This is a genomic window from Rhodococcus sp. WS3 (genome assembly GCF_003797085.1).
Classification (GTDB): Bacteria; Actinomycetota; Actinomycetes; order Mycobacteriales; family Mycobacteriaceae; genus Rhodococcus_F; species Rhodococcus_F globerula.
Genome location: NZ_RKMA01000001.1, coordinates 532,000 through 552,041 on the forward strand (window position 1 = coordinate 532,000; position 20,042 = coordinate 552,041).

The window sequence follows — 20,042 nt, forward strand, 5'->3', positions numbered from 1 at the left end:
CACGCGAGCTAGAGAAGCAACCGGACGATATCGGAGGTTCGGGCCAGACCGGGAAACGCGTCCGCCGTCGACCGGGGATGCAGAACATGAACAGCCAATCGGAACATCACGGCTCGAAGCAGCATCTGCGGCCACTCCGGCAGATCCTCCCACCGGCCGACCAGAGCCTCGTCGGCGCCGCCCCACGAGATGGCGTCGACAACCGCGACAGCTGCGGCCCAGGCCGCCGGTCGCCAGTACGGCGTGATGTCGGTGATCCCGGGAGCCATGCTGCCCGAGAACAGAACGGTGCCGAACAGATCACCGTGCACCAATTGATCAGGACTCTGAACCGGTTTACGGAGAGTGGCCAGACCCGCGATCAGTTCGAGGCTCTTTCGCCCGTCGGGAGTCGGCGACTCGAGCTGCTCGACGCCCTTCGCAATTCTCAGCGGAACCGTTTCCCAGGCCGCGCGGTCAGCGGCAACAAACACGTCGACCTCCGCCCACGGTGGGACCGGGGGCTGCGCCAGGAATCGCGGACGCTCCAGCGACGCCGTAGCAGCGTGGAGCCTGCACGACATGGACACAACCTCGTCGTGCCGCGGTTCAGGCGTTCCGACGATGAAAGTGTCGGCGCGCCAACCGGATACGACATACCTGCCGTCGGTGGATCGGACCGGACGGGCCAAACGCACCCCGTCGACTTCGAGATTCTCACGCACTTTTGCCGACCAGGCCGCGCGCGCATGATCCGCGACGGCAGAGAGGACGACGTCTCCACACAACCAACCGCCGTCCCAATCCGCACCGAGTGGGATGGGCTCGACTTCGCGGAGGCCGAAGGTGGAGCACACGTGCTGGGGAGGTTGGCCTGTGCTCACCACCCCAACGCTACCGGTGCGAACCCGCTACGGGGTGCAAGGCACGCCTAGTAGAGGGGCAGAGAAGTATCCACCTGTTTCGCCCACGCGACCGCGCCGCCCTGCACATGAACGGCATCCGCGAACCCGGCGCTCTTGAGGACGGCAAGCGCCTCAGCCGACCGGATACCGGTTTTGCAGTAAAGAACTATCTGCTTGTTCTGCGGCAACGACGCCAACGCTTCACCCGAGACAATCCGGCCCTTCGGAATCAGAACCGCCCCCGGCAGGTGCATGATGTCCCACTCGACGGGTTCTCGCACGTCAACGAGCTGCAACTCGCGACCGCTCTCGATCAGCTGCGCGAGTTCCGGCGCCGTGATCGTCGACTGCGCCACTGCCGCGCTCGCCTCCTCGGACACCACACCGCAGAACTCGTCGTAATCGATCAGTTCCGTCACCGGCGCCCGCGACGGGTCACGTTGCAACCGAATTGTGCGGAATGTCATCGACAACGCGTCGTACATCATCAGGCGACCGAGCAACGGTTCGCCGATTCCCGTGATCAGTTTCACGGCCTCCGTGGCCATGATCGAACCCACAGTCGCCGGCAGGACACCGAGCACTCCACCCTCCGCACACGACGGCACCATGCCTGGCGGCGGAGCTTCGGGGTACAGGTCCCGATAGTTCAGGCCCACACCGCCCGGCGCGTCTTCCCAGAACACGGAGACCTGGCCTTCGAAGCGATAAATCGAACCCCACACGTACGGCTTACCGGCGATGACGGCGGCATCGTTGACGAGGTACCGCGTCGCGAAGTTGTCGGTGCCGTCGAGGATCAGGTCGTACTCGGAGAACAGTTCGACCGCGTTGGAGTTGTCCAGGCGGAACTCGTGCAAGCGCACGTCGACGTGGTCGTTGATCTCGAGGATCGACTCGCGCGCACTGACCGCCTTGGAGCGGCCGACGTCCGAGCGGCCGTGAATGACCTGCCGTTGCAAGTTCGACATGTCGACTTCGTCGAAATCGACGATGCCGATCGTTCCCACTCCCGCCGCAGCGAGGTAGAGCAATGCCGGCGAGCCGAGTCCGCCGGCACCGATGAACAGGACCTTCGCGTTCTTGAGCCGCTTCTGACCCGACATCCCGACGTTCGGAATGATCAGATGCCGGCTGTACCTCGCGACTTCTTCCCGGCTCAACTCAGCGGCAGGCTCCACCAGAGGTGGCAGGACGACGGGTGATGCGGACACGAACGAACTCCTGAATTATCTACTTACGCTCTCGGATACGGCCACGGATTGAAACGGCAGGTCAGTCCGTTCATCGGTACGACGCCGTCGGGATCGAGGACCGCGATGTCGTTATTGGCGGTTCCGAACGTCTGCTGCATCATGATCGGCGCCAAACCACCTTCGGTTTCGCACGGCTGATGTTGGGCGTATCCAATGGCATGGCCGACTTCGTGGTTGATCTGATACTGCCGGTACGAACCGATGTCACCCTGGAACGAGATTGCTCCGCGAACCCATCGCGGCTCGTTGAGCAGGACTCGATCCATACCCGGGTTGTAGCACGAGCCTTCGAGTTCGATCTCGTATCCACAGCCGTCGCGAATGGTCATCTGAGAAGTCAACGAGATGCGGAAATCGGGCGAACCGGAATCGATACGCCGGAATGCGACCTTCGGATCGTTGGTCCAGCTCTTGGGATTGGCCAGCGTCTGATCGATCATCCGGCCGTACGACTCGTCGCCGCCGAATCCGGTGGTGTCGACGCCGTCCTCGATTTCGACGGTGTACGTGAACTCACGCTCGGTGCCCTGCCCGACCTTGCCCGTAGTTCCGGGGACTATGTGCCACGTGCCACCACCGGTGACCGCAAACGGTCCCCCATCCGGAAGTGCTCCGGACGGTATCGATGCCGCGAACTCGCCGTCGGCAGCCGGCGGAGCCCCGATGACATCGGTCCCGTCGGTGCTGTGCGCGAGGTCGGCAGTAGCCGTCGTAGACGACGAGGAATCCGTGACGGGGTCCGCACGCAGAGCGTCGAAGATGACAAAAATCGTCAGAATCGCGAGCACGGGAATCGCGTACGCACGCCACCCGTACGTCGCAACGAACTTGCCGAGCCGACTCTGCTTACGGGCACTGCGATCCGGCCGTGGGGTGCGTGGGGTCTTGCCCACCTGCCTCTTCGTGGGATCCCACTGCGCTCGCAACGGCTGGTGCGACGCAATTCCTCGGTAGTCGCGCTCTCCGTACATCCGGTCCTCGTGCGCACGGCTCTCACCGTCTTGGTTGCCCCACGGCTCGCTCACTCCGCTGCGCATTCGAAGCTCGTCACGGTCAGGGTTCTGCGTAGTTCGTCCACGCATGCGCGGTCCCCCTGGGTCAGTCACGGCTCCAGAATCTCACATCCCGCAAGCGGCAGGCTCCGACCGCACGAAACCCGCAGGCAAGGGCGTGTCAGATGTGCCATCCACCACATCACGCCGCGCGAGGTTCCGCTTGCCGAGACGAAAAAACGCGAGCGCGCGACACACGGTATCGTTCATGCAGCTACGGCTGATGTGACGGAGGATACTGGCGAGTACGCATTCGCGACTCGACATATTCGTGCCGCGGCCGAATTTTACTTTTGCTCAGATTGGACAGCGACATGACAGAACTCGCGGATCGGACAGAATCCGATCGCGGTACATCGGCCGGTAAGCCGGCTGGAACCCGTCGCAGCACCCGCCTTCCGCGAGATGCACGCCGGCTCCAGCTCCTCGCCGCTGCCAGCGAGGTGTTCGTAGCCAACGGCTACCACTCTGCGGGTATGGACGAGATCGCCGAATGCGCAGGCGTGAGCAAGCCGGTCTTGTACCAGCATTTCCCAGGCAAACTCGAACTGTATGTAGCGGTTCTGCAGAGTTACGTCGACAGCCTTATCTCCGGTGTCCGCCAAGCCCTGCGCTCTACCACCGACAACAAACAGCGTGTGCGTGCCGCTGTTCAGGCATTCTTCGATTTTGTCGACAACGATTCACAGGGCTTCCGCCTCGTCTTCGAGTCCGACATCATGGGTGAGCCGCAGGTGCAGACGCGGGTCGAGCAAGCCACCGAAGCGTGCGTCGACGCGGTCTTCGACCTGGTCAGCCACGATTCCGGCCTCGACCCCTACCGGGCGCGCATCCTTGCCGTCGGCCTGGTCGGCGCCAGCCAGTTCACGGCTCGCTACTGGCTGGAAGCAGCTCGCCCGATCCCCAAGGAAGAAGCCATCGAAATCACGGTGACCCTGGCCTGGGGCGGTCTCTCGAGAGTGCCCTTGCAGTCCTGAAGACACAGCAGTCCTGATCTTTACGGCAGTCCTGTTTCTTGCAGAAAAGGGCGGGCAGTCTCAGCTGAGACTGCCCGCCCTTTTTCTTACCTAACGCATCAGACGGTAGGCGCAAACCCAACCTTGCGGATATCGGACGGACCGATTTCCACATATGCGACGCGGCTCGCCTGCACCAGGAACTTGCGGCCCTTGTCGTCGACGAGCGAAAGAACCGGCTCGCCGCCACCGAGGACGCCTGAGACCAATGCCTCAACCTCGTCCGGGGTCTGTTCGCTGTTGACGATGAGCTCACGCGGGCTGTCGATTACACCGATCTTGACCTCCACGGTCAACCTCCGAACTGTTTGTGAAATACATCAGCTGTCCTGGCCAGGCTAATGCAGCATCACTCCCACATGCTCGCTGCCGCGCTGTGCCGATAGCGAACAGGCTCAGACCAGTCCGAGCGTGGCCATGCGCTCGGCATGCTTTTCCTGCATACCGTCGAACAATGCGACCACACCGTTGAGATCACCGGAGGCGGAAATCACCAGGTCCGTGAGATCGTCGCGCTGCGCGAGAACAAACTGTGCCTGCGTGATCGCCTCACCGAGCAGCCGGCGTCCCCACAGCATGAGGCGGTCCTTGACCCGGCTGCTCGACTCCACGGCGGCCTTCACTTCGAGGACCACGAATTCGGAATGCCCGGTCTGGGAGAGAACGTCCTCGACGATCTCGGCCACGTCTTCCGGTAACGAATGACCGATTTCCCGATAGAAGTCGGCGGCAATTCCGTCGCCGACATAGGCCTTCACGAGGGATTCCATCCACGTCGACGGAGTCGTCGACGCGTGGTAGTTGTCCAGCGCGCGAACGAAAGGATCCATGACCGCAAAGATCTCGTGCCCACGTTCCGTCAGAGCCGCGCTCAACGTCTCGAAGTGCGCCATCTCCGCCGCCGCCATGCTGGCAAAAGCAACCTTTCCATGCAGGTCAGGAGCCATCTGCGCGTCCTCGGACAAGCGATAGAACGCTGATATCTCGCCGTACGCGAGTACCGCGAACAAATCGATCACGCCGGGATGGTCGGAAGGCACCCGGCCGGCGGTTCCAGTGTCAGTCGAAGCATCAAGATCGTGTGCGCCCATGCCTACGAACTCTAGTGCCACATCCCCGCTCGGTCCCCTCGATCACCCCATGTCGACAGGGGTGATCTAGGCCATGCTTTGCTGGGAATTGCCCGGTTACCGTTACAATGGTTTCGGGAGTCCGCTTAGTTTCCCCCGCCCGTTCATTCAGCGGGGATGATCTAGTACTCACGGACCCCACAGATAATGTGCGCGCACCTGCATCGAAGGTTGTTGCCCGCTTCGCCGAGATTTCACGGACGGCATCAGAACATCGGTCCGCGAAACCCCAGTGCTGAGGCGTAGGCAGAGCCGACGAACAAGAGGGCATCGACTTCGGCCGATTTACGGCCAGGCCCCTTACCTTGTGCGTGCGTACCGCAACGAGGAAAGGCTAGTCCCCTGAGCAAGATCACGATCGACCACGAAGACGAAGCAACAGAAAACACCGTGTCCGTCCAGCTCGACGACACCCATGTACCCCCGACGTTTGCCGAACTCGGTGTCCGCGACGAAATCGTCCGCGCGCTGAACGAGATCGGCATCGAACGCACTTTTGCCATCCAGGAACTCACACTTCCGTTGGCTCTCGCCGGCGACGACCTCATCGGTCAGGCCCGCACCGGAATGGGCAAGACCTTCGGTTTCGGCGTCCCGCTGCTGCACCGCATCGCCACTGCCTCCAATGGCACCGCTGCCCTCGACGGCACGCCCCGCGCCTTGATCATCGTCCCGACCCGCGAACTGTGCATCCAGGTTGCTCGCGACCTCGAGAACGCCAGTAAGTACCTCCGCGTCGGCGATCGCGGTCTCCAGGTTCTGCCCATCTACGGCGGCCGTCCCTACGAAGCTCAGATCTCGGCACTCCAGAAGGGCGTCGACGTTGTTGTCGGCACCCCGGGCCGCCTGCTCGACCTCGCGAACCAGTCGCACCTGATTCTCGGCAAGGTCGGCGTTCTCGTACTCGACGAAGCCGACGAAATGCTCGACCTCGGCTTCCTGCCCGACATCGAACGCCTCATGGGCATGGTCCCCGACAAGCGTCAGACGATGCTGTTCTCCGCAACGATGCCGGGCCCGATCATCACCCTGGCGCGTACCTTCCTGACGCAGCCGACGCACATCCGTGCCGAGGAAGCCGAATCGTCCGCCGTGCACGATCGCACGAGCCAGCACATCTACCGTGCACACGCACTCGACAAGGCCGAGATGGTCGCCCGCGTGCTGCAGGCCGAAGGTCGCGGCGCAACCATGATCTTCACCCGCACCAAGCGCACCGCCCAGAAAGTCGCCGACGATCTCGCCGAGCGCGGCTTCTCCGTCGGTGCCGTCCACGGTGACCTCGGACAGATCGCCCGTGAAAAGGCCCTGAAGGGCTTCCGTAACGGCAAGGTCGACGTTCTTGTCGCCACCGACGTCGCTGCTCGCGGTATCGACATCGACGACGTCACCCACGTCATCAACTACCAGTGCCCCGAGGACGAGAAGACGTACGTCCACCGCATCGGCCGTACCGGCCGAGCAGGACGCACCGGTATCGCCGTCACGCTGGTCGACTGGGACGACATCCCTCGCTGGCAGCTCATCGACAAGGCACTGAGCCTCGGAATTCCCGACCCGGTCGAGACGTACTCGAGCTCGCCGCACCTGTACGAAGAGCTGTCCATCCCGGCCGACGCGAAGGGCACCGTCCGCAAGGCTGCGCCTGCGAAGGCGCAAGCTGCGCCCGAAAAGGCGAGCGCGGACACGAAGGCTGCTGCCGACACCGACGGAAGCGAAGAGAAGGCCGCTCCTCGTCGCAACCGGACCCGTCGCCGTACCCGGGCCGGCAGCGAATCAGCTGACGCAACTCAGACAACTGCACCCACGGCGGATGCTGCTGCACCCGCCGACGATGCTGCCACTTCAGCCGATTCCGATGCCGCATCCAAGCCGCGCCGTCGCCGTCGTCGTCGCCCGGCGCAGGCCGTTGCGGCAGCCGCAGCAGAGTAAGCTCCCCATGTGCTGGCACCTGAACGGCGTACTCGCTCTGATGTAATCGCGGCTCTCGGTATCGCGCTGGCCGTGATCGTGGCGGTGACCGTGGTGTGGTTGCGCAGTGATGCGCGCGGAACCACCTCGGTCACCGCTGACACGGCTCTCCCTCCGCTGACGACGTCCGCGGTTCTTCCGGACATTCTGCGCGAGGTGTGGGCATTCCCGAGCGCGGACTCCACAGCTCCGATCGCCGTGGGCAACGCCGCAGTCACAGCGGACGGCTCCGACGTCGTCGGCCGTGACCCCGCCACCGGGGACGAAGTATGGCGTTACTCCCGCAACTATCCGCTGTGCGGAGCTATCGGTTCCTGGGATCGAGTCGTGGCGGTATACCAGGACGACCGTGGGTGCTCACAAGTCACCTCGCTGGTAGCCGACACCGGAGCACGTAAAGACCAGCGCAACAGTGACGCCGATCCGGCGGTCACCTTGTCGGCCGACGGCACCTATGTCATCTCCCTCGGTGACACCCGCATGGAACTGTGGCGCTCGGACCTTGTGCGCACGCTCGAGTACGGCCGCGTCGACGCCCCGGTCAATCCCAACAAGCAACCGCACGCAGGTTGCGAATTACTCAGCGCCGCTTCAAGTTCCAGCCGCGTGTCCGTCCTCCAGAAATGCGAGGGCGACGCATCGAACCGTCTGACGATCATGAATCCCGCCCCGAAGGATGCTCAGGAACCACAGGAATACGGCACGGTCGTGCTTCCGGATTCCGAGGGTGCCCGCGTCGTCGCCGTGTCCGGTGAGAAGACCGCCGTCTATCTACCCGGCGCAAACGGAACCGTCTCTCGCCTCAGCATTTTCGACGGCGCCGGCACCGCACTGGTCGACTACCCCGTGAACGGCGTCGACTCTCAGCGCGCAACCCTCCGCACCGACAAGAACAGCATCACGTGGTGGACGGGCACCCAGACGATCAATCTTCGATCGAATGACTTGACCCCCACCTGGATCGTCGAGGGAACTGCCGGTCCGGGCACGCTGGTCTCCGATCAGCTTCTTGTTCCCGTACCCAACGGAATTGCCGTGATCAACCCCACCGACGGCGCCGTCATCCGCATGATCGGCGTCGACCGCGGCGACGTCACGTCACCGATCGTCATCGCGAGCGCCGGCGACACCATTCTCGAACAGCGCGACGGCACCCTGGTTGCGCTGCGCTGACTTGCCTCAGACCGTCGGGTCCGGCACAAAGGTGACGATTTCGCTTCCCGCCCAATGCTTTACAAGGTTCGCCGCCAGATCGCGATAGGCGTCGGCCCCCTTGTTCTTCCGGCCGGCCAATACCGTCGCACCGGACGCCGACGCCTCGGCGAACTTTACCGTCCGCGGGATCGGCGGAGCGAGCACGGGCAGCGAGTAGCGGTCGCTCACATCTGCGAGAACGTCGCGGCTGTGTGTAGTCCGAGCGTCGTACAGCGTCGGCAATGCACCGAGCAGAACCAGGTCGGGGTTGGTGATCGCCTGCACTTCGCGCACGGTACGCAGAAGCTGCCCCACACCGCGATGCGCCAGCGTTTCGCATTGCAGCGGAACAAGAACCGACTGCGCGGCAGTCAATCCGTTGAGCGTCAACACACCCAACGAGGGCGGGCAGTCGATGATGACGACGTCGTAGTTCCCGAGCAGCGGAGACAGCGCACGCTTGAGCGCGAACTCTCGGCCCGGACGCATCAGCAGGAGCGCTTCCGCTCCCGCCAGATCGATGGTTGCCGGCAGAAGATCCATGCCGTCACCGGTAGACAGGATCGCATCGGCGGCGTCGAGATCACCCGCCAGGACTTCGTTGACCGAACGTTCGAGCCGATCGGGATTGTGCCCGAGCGAGAACGTCAGGCACCCCTGAGGATCAAGATCCACCACCAGTACACGTTGACCGAGAGCGGACAGAGCCGCACCGAGGGAGGCGACGGTCGTGGTCTTGGCCACGCCGCCCTTTTGATTTGCCACTGCGAGAACCGTCGTCACAGATAGATCCTTGCGCATTTCGAGCGAAGAGGCGAACGCTACACGCGGATGTCGTGTCACGAGTTGTCCTGCAATGATGGGCACATGGCCTCCTCGGTTCGCAGCACCGTCACGTCCAATCCCCGCGTCATTCTCTTGCGTCACGGCGAAACCGAATGGGCCCGCAGCGGTAAGCACACCAGTCGCACCGAAGTCCCGCTCACCGCGCTCGGCGAGATCCAGGCCACCGCCACCGGTAATCGCATTCGAGCACTCGGCCTCCGCAATCCCATGATCCTGACCAGCCCACGGCTGCGCGCCCAGCGCACGGGCGAGCTCGCAGGGCTGCCGGACGAGCAGACCTGGGATGCATTGTCCGAGTGGGATTACGGTGACTACGAGGGACTCACCACGCCTGAAATTCGCACAAGCGTCCCCGATTGGACGGTGTGGAGTCATCCCTGCCCGGGCGGCGAGCATGCCGACGAGATCGGCGCCCGCACGGACATGGTGCTCAGCCTGGTGACGTCTCAGCTGGCCGAACGGGACGTCATCCTGATCGGGCACGGGCATTTCTCCCGCGCTCTCATCGCGCGGTGGCTCGAACTGCCCGTCTCCGAGGGCCGACGATTTGCCCTCTCCCCCGGCGCCTACTCGGTGCTCGGGTACGAACACGGATCGACGCATCTCCTGCACCACAACGTGCCACCGCTCGTGGAAGGCTGAGTGCCATGATCCGACGCGCCACTCCCGCCGACGTCCAGCCGATCACCGACATGATCTACGAACTTGCCGATTATCAGAAGGCGCTCGACGAGTGCACCGTCAAACCCGCTCAGATCGGCGAAGCACTTTTCGGTGATGCGGCGTCCGCTTTTGCCCATGTCGCGGTCTCCGAGAGCGGAGATGTTGTCGGTATGGCGCTGTGGTTCCGCAATTTCTCGACCTGGGAAGGCGTCTACGGCATCTACCTCGAAGACTTGTACGTGAAGCCCTCCGAGCGCGGATCAGGCCACGGCAAAGCCTTGTTGGCTGCTCTCGCGAAGGAATGCACGGACAACAACTACTCACGCCTGTCGTGGTCGGTGCTCAACTGGAACACATCGTCCATCGGGTTCTACGAATCACTCGGCGCCGAGGCGAAAACCGAGTGGACCACCTACCGACTGACGGGCGACCACCTGGGTTCGTTGGCCGCGCAGGCTCGCTAGAGCGTCAGCTGTCGGTCTTGTCCCGACCCTCGGTCGATTCGGTCTCCTCGGTCGCGATCTCGTCGGAGAATGATCCGTACTCCAGTGCCATCCATTTGGACGTGGGCGCGGAGAACAGGAAAACCAGCGTCACGAGAACAACCGCTCCGAGGACAACACCGAGAAATACCTGGTGCGAGTCGGTCAAAAGCGACCAGGCAACCGGCAGAAGCAGCAACTGCGCAACGACGGCAATCGCGCGTCCCCACCGCCGACCCGTCAGCAGCGCGATACCGGCAGCCAACACGGCACCACCGAGAATTGCCACCCACGCGGCAAACCCGTAACCGTTGGTCACGCTCTGGTCGTGCCCGGTCAGACCCCGAATTACGGCGACTACGGCAAAGCCGGCCGCAACCAGACCTTGCAGCGTCACGAGGGCACCCGCCCACCTGACTGTGTTGGGAAGGGTATTCGGACTGGCAGTATTCGGCACGAGACCAGCCTAGAACACGACACCGGATAGGCTCATGCCCCGTGCGCGCACTGCTGATCGTCAATCCCAATGCCACCTCGACCACCGCGGCCGGTCGTGATCTGTTGGCTCACGCTCTCGAGAGTCGGGTGCGACTGACCGTGACGCACACAACCCATCGTGGTCACGCCGCCGAACTCGCGCGGCAAGCGCACGAAGACGGTTTCGGTGTGGTGATCGTCCACGGCGGCGACGGCACCGTCAACGAAGTGGTCAACGGCCTCCTCGGATCGCCGCATCCGACATCGATGAAAGCCGTGCCCGTAGGACCCATTCCGACCGTCGCGGTTGTTCCCGGTGGATCCGCCAACGTGTTTGCCCGTTCACTGGGCATTGCACCCGATCCTGTCGATGCCACCAATCAACTGATCGATCTCTTGAGCGAGCGGACTCGTCGACGCATCGGACTTGCCCACGCAGACAACCGATGGTTCACGTTCAACGCCGGGATGGGCCTCGACGCCGATGTGTGCGAGGCCGTCGACGCCAGTCGTAAGAACGGTGATCCCGCGACGCCGAGCCGATACGTGCGCACCGCGATCGCCGCGTTCTTCCGGGCCAAGCGAGCCGAACCTGCACTGACGGTCCAGCTTCCGGGTCAGGATCCCATTCCGGGCGTCCACTATGCATTCGTGTCCAATTCCAGCCCGTGGACCTATCTCGAAGCGCGCCCCGTACACACCAATCCCGGAACGACTTTCGACTCCGGGCTCGGACTCTTCGCGATGACGAGCACCAAAGTCCTTCCCTCCCTGAAGGTTGTCCGGCAACTGTTGGCGAAGGGCGCAGAGCCGAAATCGAAAGTCCTCGTACGGACCGACGACGTCGCGGCCATCACCATCGAGTCGTCACGGCCGATCGGTTTTCAAATGGACGGAGATTTCATCGGACTTCGCAAATCGGTCGAATTTACCGCTGTACCGGACGCACTCGAGGTCTTCGCTCCACTGCCTGCGTGATCCACACAACTGTCTTGACCTGCAAAAACAGTGGAAAACCGTCGTTACTCTCGGGTAAAATGCCGATGACTACAAGGTTGCCAATCGGTACGTCCGATTTTAGTGAGTTGGCCCACGAACCTGTCCAAATCTATTGACATACCGCGAGTTCGTGAAAGCATTCACAAGTAACAGTGCGGAAACATTGATTACGCACACACAAACTCATTGGTACCAAACGGTGTATTCACACCCGGCTTAAGGAGCGAAAAAGATGGACTGGCGCCACAACGCAATCTGTCGCGACGAGGATCCCGAACTGTTCTTCCCCGTGGGAAACAGCGGACCGGCCCTCGCACAGATTGCTGATGCCAAGGTTGTCTGCAACCGCTGCCCCGTCACCGCCGAATGCTTGTCCTGGGCTCTCGAGTCCGGTCAGGATGCAGGCGTGTGGGGCGGAATGAGCGAAGACGAGCGTCGCGCACTCAAGCGTCGCAACGCACGCACTCGCGCACGCACTTCCGTCTAGGCAAGTACTCGAGTACTTCAGACGTCCGACGCGAACGCGAGTACAGCTCCTCCCGTTTTGCCGTCGAAGACGACAGCCCGGCACACCATGGTGCCGGGCTTTTTGTCTGCTCGAAATATCGCGATCGAGGCGAATCAGTAACGCGCACTTCGCCTGCCGAGCGGCACACGGAGAACCGCATCGGTTCCGCCACCACTTCCCGGGTGCAATCCGAGTGAACCTCCGAGCTCTGCACCGAGCAGTGTCCGCACGATCTGCAAGCCCAGACGGTCGGATTTCTCGAGACTGAAACCCGCAGGCAAACCACGCCCGTTGTCGTGGATGATCACGTCCAGCCACCGCGCCGAACGCTCCGCGCTGAGAGTCACGGTGCCCGCGACGCCAGGATCGAACGCGTGCTCTATCGCGTTCTGTACCAACTCCGTCAGCACCATCACCAGCGGCGTCGCTCGCTCGGCGGAGAACACACCGAAACTACCCTCACGCCGGATCGTCACGGGCGCACCGACTCCCGCGACATCGGAGAGCATCGGAACCAACCGGTCGATCACCTCGTCGAGGTCGACCTCCTCGTCCACCGACATCGACAACGTGTCGTGCACCAACGCGATCGACGTAACGCGCCGTACCGATTCGGTCAAGGCCTGGCGTGCTTCGTCATTGCCGGTTCGCCGAGCCTGCAAGCGCAACAGCGCCGCGACGGTCTGCAAGTTGTTCTTCACACGATGGTGAATTTCGCGGATGGTCGCGTCCTTGCTGAGCAGGGCACGATCTCGCCGCTTCACCTCGGTGACGTCGCGGACGACAACAGCAGCCCCCACATGGCGTCCACCCGGTTTGAGGACCAATGCACGCAGCAACACCGTGGCACCACGCGCTTCGATCTCCATCCGTCGACCGGGCTTGTCCGCCAAAGTGTCTCGGATGTAGCCGGCAGCCTCTTGCGATTCGAACGGGTCGGTCACCAACATCCGCGTCACCGCGGCGAGATCCTGGCCCACCAGGTCCGCACTCAACCCCATGCGGTGATAGGCGGACAACGCATTCGGGCTCGCGTACACCACCCGCCCCTCGGTATCGAGCCGGATGAAACCGTCGCCCGCACGCGGACTCGAGTTGGTATCCGAACGCGATTCCCGAACCGGGAACGTGCCGTCGCTGATCATCTGACACAGGTCGGCAGCGCAATCCAGATACGCCACTTCCAACGGACTCTGCGCCCGCTGATGCGAGAGGTTGGTATCGCGACTCAGGGCGGCAATGACACGGCCGTCCAATCGCACCGGCAATGCCTCCCGGCGCGGCGGCATACCTTCGCGCCAGTCAGCGTCCTCCGTCCGCACCACCTGTCCCTCGACCAACGCGCGCAGAACCTGCGGATGCTCGGACTCCGACACAAGGGTCCCGACAGCGTCTTCCGGGAATGCCGTCGACGCGGTGGTCGGGCGGCAATGCGCGACGCAGATCACGCTTCCGGACGGCGCGGACTGATCCGATTCGGCGGCCACCCACAGCAGGACGTCGGCGAAGGAGAGGTCGGCGAGGAGCTGCCACTCGCCCACCACCCGTTGCAGATGATCGACGGCGGTGCCGGGTAGGTCGGTGTGTTCTGCCAGGAGGTCGCTGAGAGTGGACATTCGCGAACGCTTAGGAGATCACGGCGATCAAGTCGCCTTGCTGGATGACATCGCCGACCTTGACTCCCACGGTGGTGACGGTGCCCGCAACCTCCGCCAGCACCGGAATCTCCATCTTCATGGACTCCAGGATGACCAGCGTGTCGCCGTCCGCGACAACATCGCCCTCACTCACGACAACCTGGAACACCGTGGAAACCATTTCCGCGCGCACGTCTTCTGCCATCGTGAACCTCACTTCTGCCGAGAACCGGTAGGACTTCCGCCGCCGGGAGACCCGATCGACCTGCCAATGGAACCACACCGAGGTGGGCGTGAAAGAATGACGCGAAAGAAACAGAAGGGAGACCAATCATGGGTAAGCGCGGTCGTAAGAAGCGTAGCCGTAAGGGCAGTGCAGCTAACCATGGCAAGCGTCCAAACGCCTGACATGTAGTGCACCGACAACAAGGGGCGGGGAAGCAATCATTGCTTCCCCGCCCCTTGTTGTTGTTGACGTCTCAGACGCCCCCAGCCGGACTATTTGTCGGTTTCGGTAGTCGTCACGATGATCGTGCGTCGCAACTCGATGGTGAGCCTCTGACGGAGGCTCTCGGGCGCATGCTCGCCACCGCACTTGCGACTGATCAAACTCTTGACCTTCTCCTCGATTCCATACGCTGCGAGGCAGGAACCACAATCGTCGATGTGCCGCTGCAGACGCGCACGACTGGCATCGTCGCATTCACCGTCGAGCATCAACCACACGTCGGCAATGACCGCTGAGCAGTCGAGCCTTTCGAATTCGTCCTGCGTGCTCATCGGGTAACACCTTCCGCTTCGGCAGCTACGTCCTTCTCGCCCCGGTTGAACCCGCGGTCCTTCGCGACGTCGCCCAACAATCCGCGCAATTGCTTACGTCCGCGATGCAGCCGTGACATCACCGTTCCGATGGGCGTGCCCATGATCTCCGCGATTTCCTTGTACGGGAAACCCTCGACGTCCGCGTAGTACACCGCCATGCGGAACTCTTCCGGCAGCTCCTGCAGAGCGGCCTTGATGTCGTCGTCGGGAAGCGCGTCGAGCGCCTCGACCTCAGCGGAACGCAGCCCGGTCGACGTGTGCTCCGCCGTAGCAGCCAACTGCCAGTCGGTGATCTCGTCGGTCGGATACTGCGCCGGCTGACGCTGCTTCTTCCGATACGAGTTGATGTACGTGTTGGTGAGAATCCGGTACAGCCACGCCTTGAGATTGGTTCCGTCACGGAACGATCGGAAAGCCGTGTACGCCTTGATGTACGTCTCTTGAACCAGATCCTCGGCATCCGAGGGATTACGCGTCATACGCAGCGCGGCACCGTAGAGCTGGTCGAGCAAAGGCAGCGCGTCCCGCTCGAAACGGGCAATCAACTCATCCGCAGTTTCGGGCGTTTCGGACGCAACGGCATCGGCAGGTTCGGTGACCTCCGACTGTTCGTCCTTGGGCCGGTCGTGTTCCAGCACTCTGATCCCTTCACTAGCCGTGGGGATCAAGGTTACCGCCATCGTCAGTTCCGACCTATGGGCCGGTCGTGGCTCGCACACAGCCAGCACGGTCGCTCCTTCACTTTTTCCGGATGGATCAACCAGTACCAACACCACTACCCCGGACAACATTCCCCCTCGCTTCGCTCGACCTCGGACAACATTCCCCCCGCTTCGCTCAGCCCCCTCTGGAATAGAGTGTCGCAATGGCCGGAACTGCGACCCCTGCGACCAAACTCCTCGAGAAGTCGAAGACCGCCCATCAGGTTCACAGCTACGACCACGACCCGCGCGCGGAATCCTTCGGCGACGAGGCGGTCACCGCCCTCGCCGGGGCTGTCGGTGTCACCGCAGGTCAGATATTCAAGACTCTGGTCGTCAAACTCGACACGGGGAAACTGGCCGTTGCCGTGCTCCCCGTCCCGAAGAAACTCTCGCTGAAAGCCGCTGCCGCCGCGCTCGGCGCAAGCAAAGCCGTCATGGCCGACCGCGCCGACGCAGAGCGCTCGAGCGGCTACGTCTTCGGTGGCATCTCCCCGCTGGGGCAGCGCAAGAAACTGCCGACGGTGATCGATGCGTCAGCACTCGAGTGGGATCGCGTCCTGTGCAGCGCGGGCCGGCGCGGACTCGAAATCGAACTGGCACCTGGCGACCTTGTCGATCTGTGCGGCGCGACGACAGCGTCGATTACTGCCGGCTGACAATTACTCGAACAGAGCCGTGGGCCTAAAGTCCCGAACCCGCCTACACCTAAGGTCCCGTCGATAGCCAGTCGGCGGGACGTTTCCCGGAGAGATTCACCCCCGAAATCACCCTTTGCGACGCATCCGAAATATGTTCCGACGCAATGGATTAGCGCATTTCTGTGAAATGGCGCACGATCAGCAAATCGGACTTGACGGACATAGCGACCATCGAGTTACCTAGTAATTGAAGGATTGATCAACTACCCACCGCCATCGGCACACTCTTCGATTCGACCTGCCCGGCCTTGCTGTGCCGTGCGTCCATCCGAGCCTGTGCGCCGCCGCTTTCGGGACCGAAAGGCCATACTGTCGTGAACAATCAGCGCGGACGTACCAAGATCTACGCAGCAGCAGTAGCCGTCGCCAGTTTCACCGCATTCGCGGCTGCGGCTCCGGCAGCGGCAACAGATGACGACAACGGCGAGGCGACAACGGCGCAGACAACCGCCGAGTCACCCTCCACCACCGAGTCGGCAACGCCTTCCGAGTCCACGCCAGCAACAACTCCAGCAACGTCGTCGGCAACTTCGGAGACCACAACGGCAGCGACCACAACCCCCTCGGCAAGCACAACAACGCCGTCGGTTGCCGCAAAGTCGACCCCGACATGGACCACGCCGACAGACGGCATCGCCGCAGGTGGGCGTGAATATTCCGTCTCTCCCGGAACTGTGACGGTCTACTACCCCGACGGCCAGAGCGCTGCGATGGGCCAGCACATCAACCTGACGATCACGAACCCCGACACCGGCGAGACCATGCAACTGGGAACACACATCGACGGCAACGGGCAGTGGACCGAAAAGTTCATCGGCCAATCCCCCTGGGTGCTCGATATTTCCTCACACCCGAACTTCCCGGGGTGGGAGAACTTCGATATCACCTGGGTGCAGGTCGACGGCCAGAACTACCACTACGGCGAGCACGGTGAACCGCCGATGCCCTCCGATCCCAAGACACCCGAAACAACAACCAGCACAACAACACCCGTGACCACCACAACGGTGACGACAACCCCCGTCACAACAACACCCGTCACGACCACCACCGAAGTAACGACCACAGAACCGACCACCACCACGGTCACCACCGAACCGACCACCACCGAAGTAACGACGACGGAACCGACTACCACGACGTCTGCGCGAGTCACCACGTCCTCCGCAGTGTCGACACCGTCGGCAACGTCGATTCCCACAACCACCACTCGGGTGATCGTTCTTCCCCCGATTCTCGTGGGAATCCCGAAGATCGACGGTGGGACCCCGGCGCCCACGACGGGACCGTCGAAGGAACCGGTGTACGTGGTCACTACCCCCGAGGGGTACAAGGTCCACGGTTACGACGATCCGCAGGGCACATTTGTACCCCTGGCCTACGACGACGCTCTGGTGTTCCAGACCGGGGCAAGTGAGTCCACCGGACCGTCCGGTGTGCTGATCGCCGGAATCGGCGGCGCGGCATTGCTGGTCTCCGCCGCGGGTGCATTTGTTTTGCGCCGTAAGAATGCGCCGAACCAGCACTGATCAGTGTCGTGTCCTGATCCTGGCAATGCTCTTTCTGCTACTGCCAGGGTGCGCGGTCTCCGGACAGGCTCGCCTCGAGGCCGCGCACACATCGGTCGACACGATTCCTGCCGATTCTCTGCAATCGCAGTCGGTCCCGATGGCCCAGCCGACACGGTTATCCATCGCCGATCTGGGGATCGACACGACAGTGCTCCCGATGCCTGCAGGCGCCTGCCCCGTGCTCGATCCACCGACCCTGGCGGACGCGTATTGGGTCGGCTGCCGCAGCGAGCCTGGAACAGACAGTGACGGAACGGTTTTCGTGATCGGCCACGCCGGCGCCGGGACTGCGGCAGTGTTCGACACCCTGCCGGACATCGTGGCCGGCAGCCGGGTGCTGATCGAAACGGATTCCGGCACACTCGAGTACACAGTGCGTTCGACTGCGCTGTACGAGAAGTTCGGCGAAGCGCAGGAGTCGCCGGAACTACGCCTTCGACAGCCTGGACGGCTCGTCCTCGTGACGTGCTACCTGGAGAACGGAACAACGCTGTCGTCGAAGAACTTTGTTGCCTACGCCGAGATCACCGGCGCCCTGGCTCGATGAGGGATTCGACCACGCGGCGTAGTGGGAGTCGCTAGCCTCTGGGCCATGAACCTCACGTCTGTCCGACCACACCTGACAACGCTTGCAGTGGCCGCTGCGCTCGCGATCTCGCTCACCGCCTGCGCAAGTAGCGACAACACAACCAAGGAGGTCACCGTCGTCGGAACAGGTGAAGTTCGCGGGGCCCCTGACATTCTCAGTGCGGGCATCGGCGTCGAGGTTGTTGCGCCGGATGTGTCGGGAGCGGTATCCCAAGCGAACGAGAAGGCCCGGGCGATGATCGACGCGATGGTCGCCGCGGGTGCGGCTGCCGAAGACATTCAGACCAGTGATCTGTCCGTCCAGCCGCAGTACGACGGATCCGGTGGGCCCTTCGGCGGCGCAACAGTGACGGGTTACCGCGCGACCAACTCGGTGCGGATCGTCGTCCGGGATCTGAGTAAAGCGTCGGCCGTGCTCGACGCGGGGATCGCCGCCGGCGGTGATGCGGCACGCCTGAATACCGTCGCCTTCGACATCGACGACGATTCGGCGCTACTCGCCGACGCTCGGACTCGGGCCTTCGAGGACGCACAGAACCGCGCGGAGCAATACGCCGATCTTTCCGGAACCTCGCTGTCGAACGTCATCACCATCACAGAAGCACCCGGCACCACCGGCGACCAGACAATGAGGGCGCCCGGTGGCGCGATGCTCGACATGGCCATTGCACCGGGAACCCAGCAGGTATCCTTCGAGGTCACCGTGACGTGGGCCTTGGAATGACGTGGCTTTGGAATGACGTGGCCTTGAATGACGTGGCGCTCGACTAGAGCAGACTGATCTGCTCCCCTGCGCGGTCGACGTCCGGCTCGATCAATTCGCGCCCGTTGTTCTTGACGCTGTTGACGAGGGGCCTCACTCGGTCGATCTCGATCCCCGAGAACAGTTCGGGCACCGGTTCGAGCAGTGACGGGTTCGCTCCGTGATCGGGATCGAGCCAGGCGTCCCAACGATCCCGGGGCAGGGCGAGTGGCATCCGGTCGTGTACCTGTTCGAGGTGGCCGAGCGAGTCCACGGTGACGATCGAACAGCTCAGAACCGGATCGGCGTTCTCGATCCGTGGATCGCGCCACGCCGACCACACTCCGGCCATGAACAGCCTCGATCCGTCGCCGCGGTGCATGTAGTACGGGATCTTCGACGCTTTCTTGCCGCCCTGCGGTTCGGTCTGCCACTCGTACCAACCATCCATCGGGACGAGACAGCGCTTGTATTTGAATGACGTTCGGAATGCCGGTTTCTCCGCCAGGGAATCGGCGCGCGCGTTGAACAGAACCGGGCCCTTGCCCAATTCTTTCGTCCACGAGGGCACCAACCCCCATCGCATCTGCCGAATCCGCTTGGCCGGATCGCTGTCGGGGTTCTCGCGATCGTGGCGCTCGACAACCGTCAGCACCGGCGTCGTCGGTGCCACGTTGAAATCCTCGGCGACGGCTGACGAGTGATCGGTCTCGTCGATCGCATCGAGTTCGACTGCCAGGCTCGCCGGGTCCGCTGTGGTCGCATACCTTCCGCACATGACACCCAGGGTGGCACGGTTTCG

Annotated in this window: 24 protein-coding genes; 12 read left to right on the forward strand and 12 right to left on the reverse strand. The window is 62.8% G+C overall.

What is annotated here, in order from left to right; all coding sequences use genetic code 11:
* Positions 1 to 8: 8 nt before the first annotated feature.
* The 3 genes from EEB13_RS02395 to EEB13_RS02405 are packed head-to-tail and all read right to left on the reverse strand — an operon-like array spanning position 9 to position 3,111.
* Positions 9 to 863 carry a TIGR02569 family protein gene (locus EEB13_RS02395; protein ID WP_033231496.1) on the reverse strand — a complete coding sequence of 285 codons (855 nt, stop codon included), beginning with the start codon at positions 861 to 863 and terminating at the stop codon, positions 9 to 11.
* 47 nt (positions 864 to 910) lie between these two features.
* Positions 911 to 2,098 (reverse strand): adenylyltransferase/sulfurtransferase MoeZ, encoded by a 1,188-nt coding sequence (moeZ, locus tag EEB13_RS02400; protein ID WP_045070524.1) that lies wholly within the window; start codon positions 2,096 to 2,098, stop codon positions 911 to 913.
* 23 nt (positions 2,099 to 2,121) lie between these two features.
* A complete protein-coding gene (locus EEB13_RS02405; protein WP_230589980.1) occupies positions 2,122 to 3,111 on the reverse strand; it encodes a DUF3152 domain-containing protein in 990 nt (329 codons plus the stop codon).
* Positions 3,112 to 3,506: 395 nt separating this feature from the next.
* Between EEB13_RS02405 and EEB13_RS02410 the strand changes: the two genes are divergently transcribed.
* Complete coding sequence (locus EEB13_RS02410; protein WP_033231167.1) at positions 3,507 to 4,169, forward strand: TetR/AcrR family transcriptional regulator; 663 nt, start codon at positions 3,507 to 3,509, stop codon at positions 4,167 to 4,169.
* A gap of 98 nt (positions 4,170 to 4,267) precedes the next feature.
* On the opposite strand, the gene EEB13_RS02415 is transcribed toward EEB13_RS02410, so the two are convergent.
* Positions 4,268 to 4,498 carry a DUF3107 domain-containing protein gene (locus tag EEB13_RS02415; RefSeq protein WP_033231168.1) on the reverse strand — a complete coding sequence of 77 codons (231 nt, stop codon included), beginning with the start codon at positions 4,496 to 4,498 and terminating at the stop codon, positions 4,268 to 4,270.
* 105 nt (positions 4,499 to 4,603) lie between these two features.
* Positions 4,604 to 5,299, reverse strand: coding sequence for a ferritin-like fold-containing protein (locus tag EEB13_RS02420; protein ID WP_033231169.1), 696 nt, complete (start codon positions 5,297 to 5,299; stop codon positions 4,604 to 4,606).
* Positions 5,300 to 5,728: 429 nt separating this feature from the next.
* Here EEB13_RS02420 and EEB13_RS02425 point away from each other — a divergent pair, with 429 nt between their 5' ends.
* Both EEB13_RS02425 and EEB13_RS02430 read left to right on the forward strand, forming a co-directional pair.
* On the forward strand, positions 5,729 to 7,270 hold the full coding sequence (locus EEB13_RS02425; RefSeq protein ID WP_239654805.1) for a DEAD/DEAH box helicase: 1,542 nt from the start codon (positions 5,729 to 5,731) through the stop codon (positions 7,268 to 7,270).
* Between the two features lie 9 nt (positions 7,271 to 7,279).
* The gene (locus EEB13_RS02430) at positions 7,280 to 8,482 is read left to right on the forward strand and encodes a PQQ-binding-like beta-propeller repeat protein (protein ID WP_141484512.1); all 1,203 of its coding nucleotides are present in this window, start codon (positions 7,280 to 7,282) and stop codon (positions 8,480 to 8,482) included.
* A 6-nt stretch (positions 8,483 to 8,488) separates the two neighbouring features.
* On the opposite strand, the gene EEB13_RS02435 is transcribed toward EEB13_RS02430, so the two are convergent.
* Complete coding sequence (locus EEB13_RS02435) at positions 8,489 to 9,286, reverse strand: ParA family protein (protein WP_033231497.1); 798 nt, start codon at positions 9,284 to 9,286, stop codon at positions 8,489 to 8,491.
* Between the two features lie 84 nt (positions 9,287 to 9,370).
* On the opposite strand from EEB13_RS02435, the gene EEB13_RS02440 reads away from it, so the two are divergent.
* Complete coding sequence (locus EEB13_RS02440) at positions 9,371 to 9,991, forward strand: acid phosphatase (protein ID WP_051730206.1); 621 nt, start codon at positions 9,371 to 9,373, stop codon at positions 9,989 to 9,991.
* 5 nt (positions 9,992 to 9,996) lie between these two features.
* Positions 9,997 to 10,476, forward strand: a complete 480-nt coding sequence (locus EEB13_RS02445; protein WP_033231172.1) for a GNAT family N-acetyltransferase — start codon at positions 9,997 to 9,999, stop codon at positions 10,474 to 10,476.
* A gap of 4 nt (positions 10,477 to 10,480) precedes the next feature.
* On the opposite strand, the gene EEB13_RS02450 is transcribed toward EEB13_RS02445, so the two are convergent.
* On the reverse strand, positions 10,481 to 10,951 hold the full coding sequence (locus EEB13_RS02450) for a hypothetical protein (RefSeq protein ID WP_033231173.1): 471 nt from the start codon (positions 10,949 to 10,951) through the stop codon (positions 10,481 to 10,483).
* A 41-nt stretch (positions 10,952 to 10,992) separates the two neighbouring features.
* Here EEB13_RS02450 and EEB13_RS02455 point away from each other — a divergent pair, with 41 nt between their 5' ends.
* Both EEB13_RS02455 and EEB13_RS02460 read left to right on the forward strand, forming a co-directional pair.
* Complete coding sequence (locus EEB13_RS02455; RefSeq protein ID WP_033231174.1) at positions 10,993 to 11,949, forward strand: diacylglycerol/lipid kinase family protein; 957 nt, start codon at positions 10,993 to 10,995, stop codon at positions 11,947 to 11,949.
* A gap of 253 nt (positions 11,950 to 12,202) precedes the next feature.
* Positions 12,203 to 12,457 carry a WhiB family transcriptional regulator gene (locus tag EEB13_RS02460; protein ID WP_003940950.1) on the forward strand — a complete coding sequence of 85 codons (255 nt, stop codon included), beginning with the start codon at positions 12,203 to 12,205 and terminating at the stop codon, positions 12,455 to 12,457.
* A 134-nt stretch (positions 12,458 to 12,591) separates the two neighbouring features.
* Here EEB13_RS02460 and EEB13_RS02465 read toward each other — a convergent pair whose 3' ends face one another.
* Both EEB13_RS02465 and EEB13_RS02470 read right to left on the reverse strand, forming a co-directional pair.
* Positions 12,592 to 14,094, reverse strand: coding sequence for a sensor histidine kinase (locus EEB13_RS02465; RefSeq protein WP_033231175.1), 1,503 nt, complete (start codon positions 14,092 to 14,094; stop codon positions 12,592 to 12,594).
* A 10-nt stretch (positions 14,095 to 14,104) separates the two neighbouring features.
* A complete protein-coding gene (locus tag EEB13_RS02470; protein WP_033231176.1) occupies positions 14,105 to 14,320 on the reverse strand; it encodes a biotin/lipoyl-binding carrier protein in 216 nt (71 codons plus the stop codon).
* Positions 14,321 to 14,448: 128 nt separating this feature from the next.
* Here EEB13_RS02470 and EEB13_RS32370 point away from each other — a divergent pair, with 128 nt between their 5' ends.
* Positions 14,449 to 14,523: a 50S ribosomal protein bL37 gene (locus EEB13_RS32370; protein WP_095887907.1), complete on the forward strand. Its 75-nt coding sequence runs from the start codon at positions 14,449 to 14,451 to the stop codon at positions 14,521 to 14,523.
* Between the two features lie 90 nt (positions 14,524 to 14,613).
* Here EEB13_RS32370 and rsrA read toward each other — a convergent pair whose 3' ends face one another.
* Complete coding sequence (rsrA, locus tag EEB13_RS02480) at positions 14,614 to 14,895, reverse strand: mycothiol system anti-sigma-R factor (RefSeq protein ID WP_092801145.1); 282 nt, start codon at positions 14,893 to 14,895, stop codon at positions 14,614 to 14,616.
* Positions 14,892 to 15,617 carry a sigma-70 family RNA polymerase sigma factor gene (locus EEB13_RS02485; protein ID WP_202025927.1) on the reverse strand — a complete coding sequence of 242 codons (726 nt, stop codon included), beginning with the start codon at positions 15,615 to 15,617 and terminating at the stop codon, positions 14,892 to 14,894. Before EEB13_RS02485 ends, rsrA begins: the two co-directional genes overlap by 4 nt.
* Before the next feature lie 185 nt (positions 15,618 to 15,802).
* On the opposite strand from EEB13_RS02485, the gene ybaK reads away from it, so the two are divergent.
* From ybaK to EEB13_RS02505, 4 genes are all read left to right on the forward strand, one after another.
* Positions 15,803 to 16,297 (forward strand): Cys-tRNA(Pro) deacylase, encoded by a 495-nt coding sequence (ybaK, locus tag EEB13_RS02490; protein ID WP_045070546.1) that lies wholly within the window; start codon positions 15,803 to 15,805, stop codon positions 16,295 to 16,297.
* Between the two features lie 356 nt (positions 16,298 to 16,653).
* Positions 16,654 to 17,868, forward strand: coding sequence for a hypothetical protein (locus EEB13_RS31365; protein ID WP_187328472.1), 1,215 nt, complete (start codon positions 16,654 to 16,656; stop codon positions 17,866 to 17,868).
* 25 nt (positions 17,869 to 17,893) lie between these two features.
* Entirely contained in the window at positions 17,894 to 18,457 is a 564-nt protein-coding gene (locus EEB13_RS02500) for a class F sortase (RefSeq protein WP_187328473.1), read from the forward strand.
* Positions 18,458 to 18,502: 45 nt separating this feature from the next.
* Positions 18,503 to 19,222 (forward strand): SIMPL domain-containing protein, encoded by a 720-nt coding sequence (locus EEB13_RS02505; protein ID WP_141484514.1) that lies wholly within the window; start codon positions 18,503 to 18,505, stop codon positions 19,220 to 19,222.
* A 43-nt stretch (positions 19,223 to 19,265) separates the two neighbouring features.
* Here the strand turns inward: EEB13_RS02505 and EEB13_RS02510 are convergent, their stop codons facing one another.
* Positions 19,266 to 20,018 (reverse strand): SOS response-associated peptidase, encoded by a 753-nt coding sequence (locus EEB13_RS02510; RefSeq protein WP_045070552.1) that lies wholly within the window; start codon positions 20,016 to 20,018, stop codon positions 19,266 to 19,268.
* Positions 20,019 to 20,042: the final 24 nt, after the last annotated feature.

What these genes read in the sequence shown, in the direction of transcription:
- EEB13_RS02505 (WP_141484514.1), top strand. Translation starts at nt 18,503, where the DNA reads ATGAACCTCACGTCTGTCCGACCACACCTGACAACGCTTGCAGTGGCC.
- EEB13_RS02470 (WP_033231176.1), bottom strand. Translation starts at nt 14,320, where the DNA reads ATGGCAGAAGACGTGCGCGCGGAAATGGTTTCCACGGTGTTCCAGGTT.
- ybaK (WP_045070546.1), top strand. Translation starts at nt 15,803, where the DNA reads ATGGCCGGAACTGCGACCCCTGCGACCAAACTCCTCGAGAAGTCGAAG.
- EEB13_RS02405 (WP_230589980.1), bottom strand. Translation starts at nt 3,111, where the DNA reads ATGTACGGAGAGCGCGACTACCGAGGAATTGCGTCGCACCAGCCGTTG.
- EEB13_RS02445 (WP_033231172.1), top strand. Translation starts at nt 9,997, where the DNA reads ATGATCCGACGCGCCACTCCCGCCGACGTCCAGCCGATCACCGACATG.
- EEB13_RS02410 (WP_033231167.1), top strand. Translation starts at nt 3,507, where the DNA reads ATGACAGAACTCGCGGATCGGACAGAATCCGATCGCGGTACATCGGCC.
- rsrA (WP_092801145.1), bottom strand. Translation starts at nt 14,895, where the DNA reads ATGAGCACGCAGGACGAATTCGAAAGGCTCGACTGCTCAGCGGTCATT.
- EEB13_RS02420 (WP_033231169.1), bottom strand. Translation starts at nt 5,299, where the DNA reads ATGGGCGCACACGATCTTGATGCTTCGACTGACACTGGAACCGCCGGC.
- EEB13_RS02500 (WP_187328473.1), top strand. Translation starts at nt 17,894, where the DNA reads ATGCTCTTTCTGCTACTGCCAGGGTGCGCGGTCTCCGGACAGGCTCGC.
- EEB13_RS02440 (WP_051730206.1), top strand. Translation starts at nt 9,371, where the DNA reads ATGGCCTCCTCGGTTCGCAGCACCGTCACGTCCAATCCCCGCGTCATT.
- EEB13_RS02510 (WP_045070552.1), bottom strand. Translation starts at nt 20,018, where the DNA reads ATGTGCGGAAGGTATGCGACCACAGCGGACCCGGCGAGCCTGGCAGTC.
- EEB13_RS02460 (WP_003940950.1), top strand. Translation starts at nt 12,203, where the DNA reads ATGGACTGGCGCCACAACGCAATCTGTCGCGACGAGGATCCCGAACTG.
- EEB13_RS02465 (WP_033231175.1), bottom strand. Translation starts at nt 14,094, where the DNA reads ATGTCCACTCTCAGCGACCTCCTGGCAGAACACACCGACCTACCCGGC.
- EEB13_RS02485 (WP_202025927.1), bottom strand. Translation starts at nt 15,617, where the DNA reads ATGGCGGTAACCTTGATCCCCACGGCTAGTGAAGGGATCAGAGTGCTG.